Raw genomic sequence first — 6,974 nt, 5'->3', positions numbered from 1 at the left:
ACCAGTGGGTGAGTTCAAACACCGAATAAAAGAGGTTGAGTTTGGTGATGGCTATAAGCAAGTCGCCGGCGATGGTATTAACACGGAATCTCAATCATGGTCATTTGTTTATACAGGTCATAAATCTGAGGTAATGCCTATTTTTTCCTTTATCCGGTCGCACACAGCAAAATCATTTATCTGGGTTCCACCATTTGGTGATAAAGGTCTATATCGGGTGAAGGCAGATTCCATCACATTAAAGCCAATTGGCGGTAGCTCTATCACTATAACAGCAACGTTTGAACAGGCATTTAGTGCATGAACATAACATCAGATATTCAAAAGTTAGAGCCTGGTCATAAGGTTCAGTTAATTGAAGTAGATGGCAGTGAGTTTGATGGTCCTATTCTTCGCTTTCATGCCTATAACTTGCCGCATACACCACAAGACATTGACGCCTCTGGCGGTGATATCAAACCTAAGCCTATTTGGTGGCAAGGTAATGAATACGGTGCGTGGGCTTATGAGATTGAAGGGATGGCTAAAAATAGTGATGGAAGCCCAGCTAGACCCATATTAAGAGTGGCGAATACTAATGGTTTGATATCTTCTCTATGCCTACAGTTTGATGATATGGCTCAGGCAAAAGTCACTATTTATGAAACTTTTGCTCACTATCTTGATGCTAAAAACTTCACTGATGGAAACTCAACAGCGAACCCTGACGAGTGTTTTACTCAAGTGTATTACGTTGACCGTAAAACGAATGAAGTGGCAGGCGAAGTTGTTGAGTTTGAGTTATCTAGCCCGTTTGATTTACAGGGGATTATGATACCCGTTCGACAAATACATAACCTTTGTTTCTGGTGCATGAAAGGCGACTATCGAAGCGGGCGAGGCTGTAATTATACGGGCAATAGATATTTCGATGAGCGTGGCGAACCGGTTGATGATCCGGCATTAGATAAATGCGGCGGACTTATTAGTGATTGCAAAAAACGCTTTGGTGAAAATGAGCCTTTGGATTTTGGAGGATTCCCAGCAGCGGGATTAATACTATGATCACAAAGAAATTAACGGAGGCGATATTTCAGCATGTAAAAGCGGAATATCCCAAAGAGGCTTGTGGTGTTATCTGCCAAAAAAGCCGAGTCAAAAAATACTTCCCTTGCCGTAACCTCTCCGATAATCCCACTGAACACTTTGAACTTTCCCCTGAAGATTATGCGACCTCTGGAGATTGGGGCGATCCAATAGCAATTGTACACAGCCATTGTGGTGATGGGGTGACCTCTCAACCGAGCGAAGTTGATAAGCTACAGTGTGATGTGACGGGATTGCCATGGGTGATAGCGTCCTTTCCCGAAGGTGACATTCGCATTATTCAGCCTCGTGCAGAACGTGAGCTAGAAGGTCGCCCGTTTGTGCTGGGGCACGCCGATTGCTGGTCACTTATCATGGATTATTACCGACAAACTCACGGGATAGAGCTGCATAACTACAGCGTCGATCATCATTGGTGGGAAGAGGGTGAAAACTTGTATATGGATAACTGGCAGCAAGCGGGCTTTGTCGAGTTTGCTGGTGACTTAAAGGAGGGCGATATGGTCATTATGCAAGTGCAAGCTCATGTTCCGAACCATGCAGGGGTAATCGTGAATGGTATGCTGCTTCACCACTTATACGGTCAGCTAAGTCGCATTGTTCCTTACAGCGATTATTGGCGTGATAGAACGGTCAAGATAGTAAGACGCAAGGAGTTGGCATGAATTTAAAAACAATACGGCTCTATGGTGTTTTAGGTGCCAAGTTTGGTCGCGAACATCGGCTTGCTATCGATTCTCCGCGTGAAGCGATTAAAGCGCTATCGGTACTCTATGACGGATTTGAGCAGTTCCTTGCCAATGCGCATCTTAAAGGGCTGGAATTTGCCGTTTTTAAAGGTAAGCGCAACATTGCTAAAGATGAATTGTATCTTGATACTTGTGAAGATATTCGCATTGCTCCGGTAATTAAAGGGAGTAAGCGTGGTGGTTTCTTCCAGACTGTGATTGGCGTTGCTTTAATTGCGGCAGCAACATACTTCACTGGTGGATTAGGGGCTGCATTTACTGCGGGTGGGTGGGCTGGCGCTGCTGCGATGAGTGGAGCTGCAATGGCTATCGGTGGGATTGTGCAAATGCTTTCACCGCAGCCTCGTGGTTTATCGATGCGACAAGATGCAGACAATAAACCTTCTTATGCCTTTGGTGGGGCTGTGAATACGACGGCGCAAGGTAATCCGATTCCTCTCTTGTATGGTCTTGGTCGTCGTGAGATAGGTGGAGCGCTTATCTCCGCGGGGATCTATACCGAAGATCAGAAATAGCAAAACGAACACGTTAACACGAGCGGCTTAATTGCCGCTTTTTTTTATGGGTGAAATATGGAAACGATATACGGTGCAAAAGGCGGTGGTGGTGGCGGACATACGCCAGTCGAATCAAAAGACAGTTTGCTATCCGAATCTACCGCAAAAATTCTGTTAGCGATTTCGGAGGGTGAAATAGCCGGTGGTTTGGATGATACCCGTATTTTCCTCGACGATACACCGATTGGTAACTTAGACGGTACCAAAAATTTTGAGGGTGTGACGTGGGAGTTTAGATCTGGCAGTGAACAACAAGAATACATTCAAGGCATTCCCTCCGTGGATAATGATATTGCCGTCGGGATGGAACTGAAAGACGATCAGCCGTACGTCAGAACAATTAATAATACTCAGTTATCCGCTATTCGTGTTCGCTTTTCGGTACCGCAATTAATGCACCAGCATGACAATGGCGACACGACAGGCTACCGTATTGATTACGCTATTGATTTATCCACGGATGGGGCTGGATATAAAGAGCTGGTTAAGTCTGCATTCGATGGAAAAACGACAAGTGAATATCAGCGTACCCATCGTGTCGATTTACCCAAAGCCACTACAGGTTGGCAATTGCGTGTTCGCCGGCTCACTAAGAATCAGAATACCGCCCGTATTGCCGATAAAGTGACGATTGCGGCCGTGACTGAGGTGATTGATGCAAAGTTGCGTTATCCCAATACCGCGCTTCTGTTTGTGACGTTCAATGCGCGTCAATTCAATAACCGGATCCCCAAGATTAGCGTCCGCTCAAAAGGTGGCTTGCTTATCAAAGTGCCCACGAATTATGACCCGATTAATCGGACCTATTCAGGGGTATGGGACGGTACCTTTAAACTGGCAGCAACAAATAACCCGGCTTGGGTATTTTATGATTTAGTGCTCAATAATCGTTATGGTTGTGGTGACCGAATAAAGCCTTCTCAGATTGAAAAGTGGGACTTGTATAAGATCGCACAATATTGTGATGAATTGGTACCGGATGGACGAGGCGGTGATGGCAAAGAGCCGCGTTTTTTGTGTGATGTATATATTCAATCACAAGAATCAGCCTACACCGTACTGCGTGACATTGCGGCGATATTCCGTGGCATGACCTTCTGGGCTGATAATAAAGTGAATGCGGTTGCAGACATGCCATCCAGTATCTTCCGTACGTTCACCAATGCCAATATTGTCGGAGGAAAACCAACCTATTCAGGTGGTAGCTCCCAAACAAGATATACGCAAGCGCTAGTTTCATATAGCAATATGAATAACCACAGTAATGATGATGTCGAGGCGGTATCAGATTTAAACTTACAGCGCCGCTATAAAATGGTGCGTAAAGTCGAGCTTTCTGCGATTGGTTGCACTCGACAAAGTGAAGCAAATCGTCGCGGGCGTTGGGCATTACTCACGAATGCGAATGACCGCATGATCACCTTTGCTACTGGGCTAGAAGGGGCGATCCCTTCTCCTGGTCATATCATTGCCGTAGCTGATTCGAACTTGGCGGGGCGTGACACCGGGGGACGTATCTCCTCAGCGAATGGGCGAAACATTACTCTTGATAGAGTCACGTCAATTAAAGCGGGTGACCGCCTGATCATCAACCTGCCTGATGGAAAATCAGAAGGGCGTACTGTTACTTCGGTAAACAAGAAAGTGGTCACGGTTTCTGTCGAATACTCGCAGGTACCGCAAAAAGAGGCTGTATGGGTCGTAGATTCTGATGACTTAGCGGTCCAGCTATATCGAGTGATTAATATCAGCGATAACGGCGATAACACTTACACCATTAGCGGTGCTATCCATAATCCTGACCATTATGACCATATCGATTCAGGTGCTCGCATTGACGAACGTCCCGTAACGGTTATTCCGCCTCGCGTTCAGCCTGCACCGAAAAAGGTCGAAATCACGTCTTACTCAAGAGTTGACCAAGGCATGGCGTTGACTACGCTCAGTGTCAGTTGGGACGCGGCTGAAAATGCGATTGCTTATGAAGCGCAATGGCGTCGTGATAACGGGAACTGGGTCAATGCACCAAGGACATCATCACTGGGGTTTGATATTGAGGGCGTTTATTCTGGTCGATATCAAGTGCGAGTTCGAGCGGTTAATGCGTCTGAAATTTCCAGCATTTGGGCGAATGCGCCAGAAACAACACTGACCGGAAAGGTAGGGAACCCACCTAAGCCTGTGAATTTTAGAGCTTCTCCGCTCGTGTTCGGCATTAAGCTTGATTGGGGCTTTGGTGAAAACACTAGCGACACGTTAAAGACTGAGATTCAGTACAGCAAAACCAATGATGGTAATGGGCTTATGTTGCTTGCTGATGTTCCTTACCCCTCGCGTTCTCATGAGTTAGCAGGTTTAGCTGCTGGTATTGCTTTTTACTTTCGAGCGAGGCTGGTGGATAAATCAGGCAATGAATCTGAATGGACCTCATTTGTTCGTGGAGAGTCTGAGTTTGACGTGAATACCATCATGCCAGAACTCGATGGGCATTTCATGACCGCCGAAGCGGGTAAACAGCTTGATAAAACTCTCGATTGGCTTAATGAGGCATGCCTAATCAACATGGCTGCGACCTATGAGCTTCAAGAGGATTTATTTGTTAAGCATGGACAGTCGCAAGCTCAAATTAAAGAGCTATGGCGTGTGTATGCGGACAGCGAACTGGCTTGGGCAGAGAAGTACACGACGGTCAATGCCTCCATTAACGGCGTGAAATCTGAGGTTGCTACGCTAGATAAGGCTATTGCGAAATTAGACTCAGCATTTGCAGAGTCGCAAACCCAGCTGCAGGTGAAATTTGATGAACAAGAGGCGTTAATCAATACCAAGATGCAAGCTGAGTTTAAGCAAGGCGAAGGCTATGCGATGCACAGTACGAATATCACGATTGTTGTTGATGATAAGAAGTACAACGCTGCAGGTATGGTGATTAGCGCTGAACTGAAAAACGGTAAAATTGAGTCATTCATCGGTTTCAATGCGAATAACTTTGCTTTCTATAATCCAGTGAATGGAAAAATGGAGCCCTTCTTATACATGAAAAACGGTCAAGTTTTCATGAATGAAGCATTTATTAGCAAGGCATGGCTTAACGAAGTTGTTGTAACTGACAAAATGACCTCAGCGAATTATGTCCCCGGCAAAGTTGGTTTTAATATCGACGCTAAAACTGGCGATGCGGAGTTTAACAAACTACTCATCAGTGGAGATTTTAAAATCGTCGGTGATGGCGGGCAATTATTAATTGATGGTACAGGAGTAACTATTTTTGATGAAAACAAACGATGGGCTACGAAACTAGGGAGGCGCCCGGTATGAGTGATGATTATGGATTGTTTATTAACCCTAAAGACGGCGGGAAGCCGATTGAAATCACTAACAACTCTTATCCGCTAACCTTTCTGAAGCATATTGTTATTCATCCACTTAGCCCACAGCCGTATCAAAAAAATAAGTCCGTTAATGTACCAGGAATGTCGAAATACAATGTAGTCATTGTACCTTCAGCGTTATGTCATTTTCTGGCTTATGGTTCTGTGCAGGGCGTGAGTATCGGAAGCTATTGGGTATCGGGTGATACATTCTATTGTAACTATGACTGGTGGGGCGGTGATTCAGGTTGGTTGCCGGGGAGTGATGGTAACTCCCATTTTTTCTTATATGGTGTACTGAAGGAAGCCCCACAAGACTCTTATGGGCTTTTTATTAACTCGCAGATAGATGCTGCCGTTGATAACTTTAGAGCTATTACCCAAGAATCCACGGTTTCCTATTGTGTGTTTAGGCAAAAAATATTTATACAAGCGGATAAGAATGGGCGGGGTTATTGGAGCGTTCCGGATTCTATTCCTAACCGTAACTCGGTCTGTGTATTTATTAGACCTGAAAACACAAGTCAAACAATACGCTATGACAGACCGAATAACCGGATAATTTCGCTAGAGTCTGGTTGGGTATATGTTGTGATATTTGCGTCCGGGTTAAATCTTCAACCTTCCGATGGACTAACGATTTGGAACAGAGTGGGTAAAGTAGTCTTCAACTCCGAGTACACACCGTTTTATAACAATGGGCAGATAGTTAACACGAGCAATAATGTTGCCACTAGTAAATTCGATGTCCCGATGTTCACGATGGATAGCCCCAATACATGGTTGGAGAATGAGGGGAATACTGTTAACTGCTACATGTCTGGATTTAGGGTGTCAGGTAAACAGCTTATAGCGAAAAGGATGTGGACCATCGGTGATTACCCAATGTATGCTAACTACATGTACAACAAGATAGTGTATGCCGGCAGCTACGCCATAGACTTCAACGATTACTTCTAAATACCAATTCAACGATAAGCCGCGAAAGCGGTTTTTTTACGTCCAAATTTTGGAGTTAATATGATTTATCAAACAGGCACAATCGCAACGACAGCGGGACAAACAAAAATAAAAGGTACTGGAACGCGCTGGAAAGATAATTTGGCAGGTATCTCTGAAGGCTGTCCAATCTCTTATCTCATCAATAACGTTGTGTACATGAACACAGTGTTATCTGTGAACTCAGATACAGAGATTAACCTCACTTACCC

6 protein-coding genes and 1 pseudogene are annotated in these 6,974 nt (G+C 44.9%); all 7 read left to right on the top strand.

Annotated elements, in window-relative coordinates; translation table 11 throughout:
• Positions 1–304 (top strand): phage tail protein (locus PROVALCAL_RS18585; RefSeq protein ID WP_006660111.1); only part of this gene is annotated, 304 nt, incomplete at its 5' end.
• On the top strand, positions 301–1,044 hold the full coding sequence (locus PROVALCAL_RS18580) for a phage minor tail protein L (RefSeq protein WP_006660899.1): 744 nt from the start codon (positions 301–303) through the stop codon (positions 1,042–1,044). The genes PROVALCAL_RS18585 and PROVALCAL_RS18580, both read left to right, overlap by 4 nt.
• Positions 1,041–1,751, top strand: coding sequence for a C40 family peptidase (locus PROVALCAL_RS18575; protein WP_006660898.1), 711 nt, complete (start codon positions 1,041–1,043; stop codon positions 1,749–1,751). Before PROVALCAL_RS18580 ends, PROVALCAL_RS18575 begins: the two co-directional genes overlap by 4 nt.
• Entirely contained in the window at positions 1,748–2,350 is a 603-nt protein-coding gene (locus tag PROVALCAL_RS18570; protein WP_006660897.1) for a tail assembly protein, read from the top strand. The genes PROVALCAL_RS18575 and PROVALCAL_RS18570 overlap by 4 nt, the downstream gene beginning before the upstream one ends.
• Before the next feature lie 57 nt (positions 2,351–2,407).
• The gene (locus PROVALCAL_RS18565) at positions 2,408–5,710 is read left to right on the top strand and encodes a TipJ family phage tail tip protein (protein WP_006660896.1); all 3,303 of its coding nucleotides are present in this window, start codon (positions 2,408–2,410) and stop codon (positions 5,708–5,710) included.
• Positions 5,677–6,723, top strand: a complete 1,047-nt coding sequence (locus PROVALCAL_RS18560; protein WP_243441108.1) for a DUF6453 family protein — start codon at positions 5,677–5,679, stop codon at positions 6,721–6,723. The genes PROVALCAL_RS18565 and PROVALCAL_RS18560 overlap by 34 nt, the downstream gene beginning before the upstream one ends.
• 60 nt (positions 6,724–6,783) lie before the next feature.
• Positions 6,784–6,974: pseudogene (locus PROVALCAL_RS18555) on the top strand (hypothetical protein); the annotation flags it as partial.

Origin of the sequence: Providencia alcalifaciens DSM 30120, assembly GCF_000173415.1 — a bacterium.
GTDB classification, from domain to species: domain Bacteria; phylum Pseudomonadota; class Gammaproteobacteria; order Enterobacterales; family Enterobacteriaceae; genus Providencia; species Providencia alcalifaciens.
The sequence above is the reverse complement of the archived record's forward strand: the minus strand, read 5'-3'. Positions and strand labels throughout refer to the sequence as shown.

Excerpts from the sequence above, each read along its gene's own strand:
- PROVALCAL_RS18565 (WP_006660896.1), top strand. The coding sequence starts at position 2,408 with ATGGAAACGATATACGGTGCAAAAGGCGGTGGTGGTGGCGGACATACG.
- PROVALCAL_RS18580 (WP_006660899.1), top strand. The coding sequence starts at position 301 with ATGAACATAACATCAGATATTCAAAAGTTAGAGCCTGGTCATAAGGTT.
- PROVALCAL_RS18560 (WP_243441108.1), top strand. The coding sequence starts at position 5,677 with ATGGGCTACGAAACTAGGGAGGCGCCCGGTATGAGTGATGATTATGGA.
- PROVALCAL_RS18575 (WP_006660898.1), top strand. The coding sequence starts at position 1,041 with ATGATCACAAAGAAATTAACGGAGGCGATATTTCAGCATGTAAAAGCG.
- PROVALCAL_RS18570 (WP_006660897.1), top strand. The coding sequence starts at position 1,748 with ATGAATTTAAAAACAATACGGCTCTATGGTGTTTTAGGTGCCAAGTTT.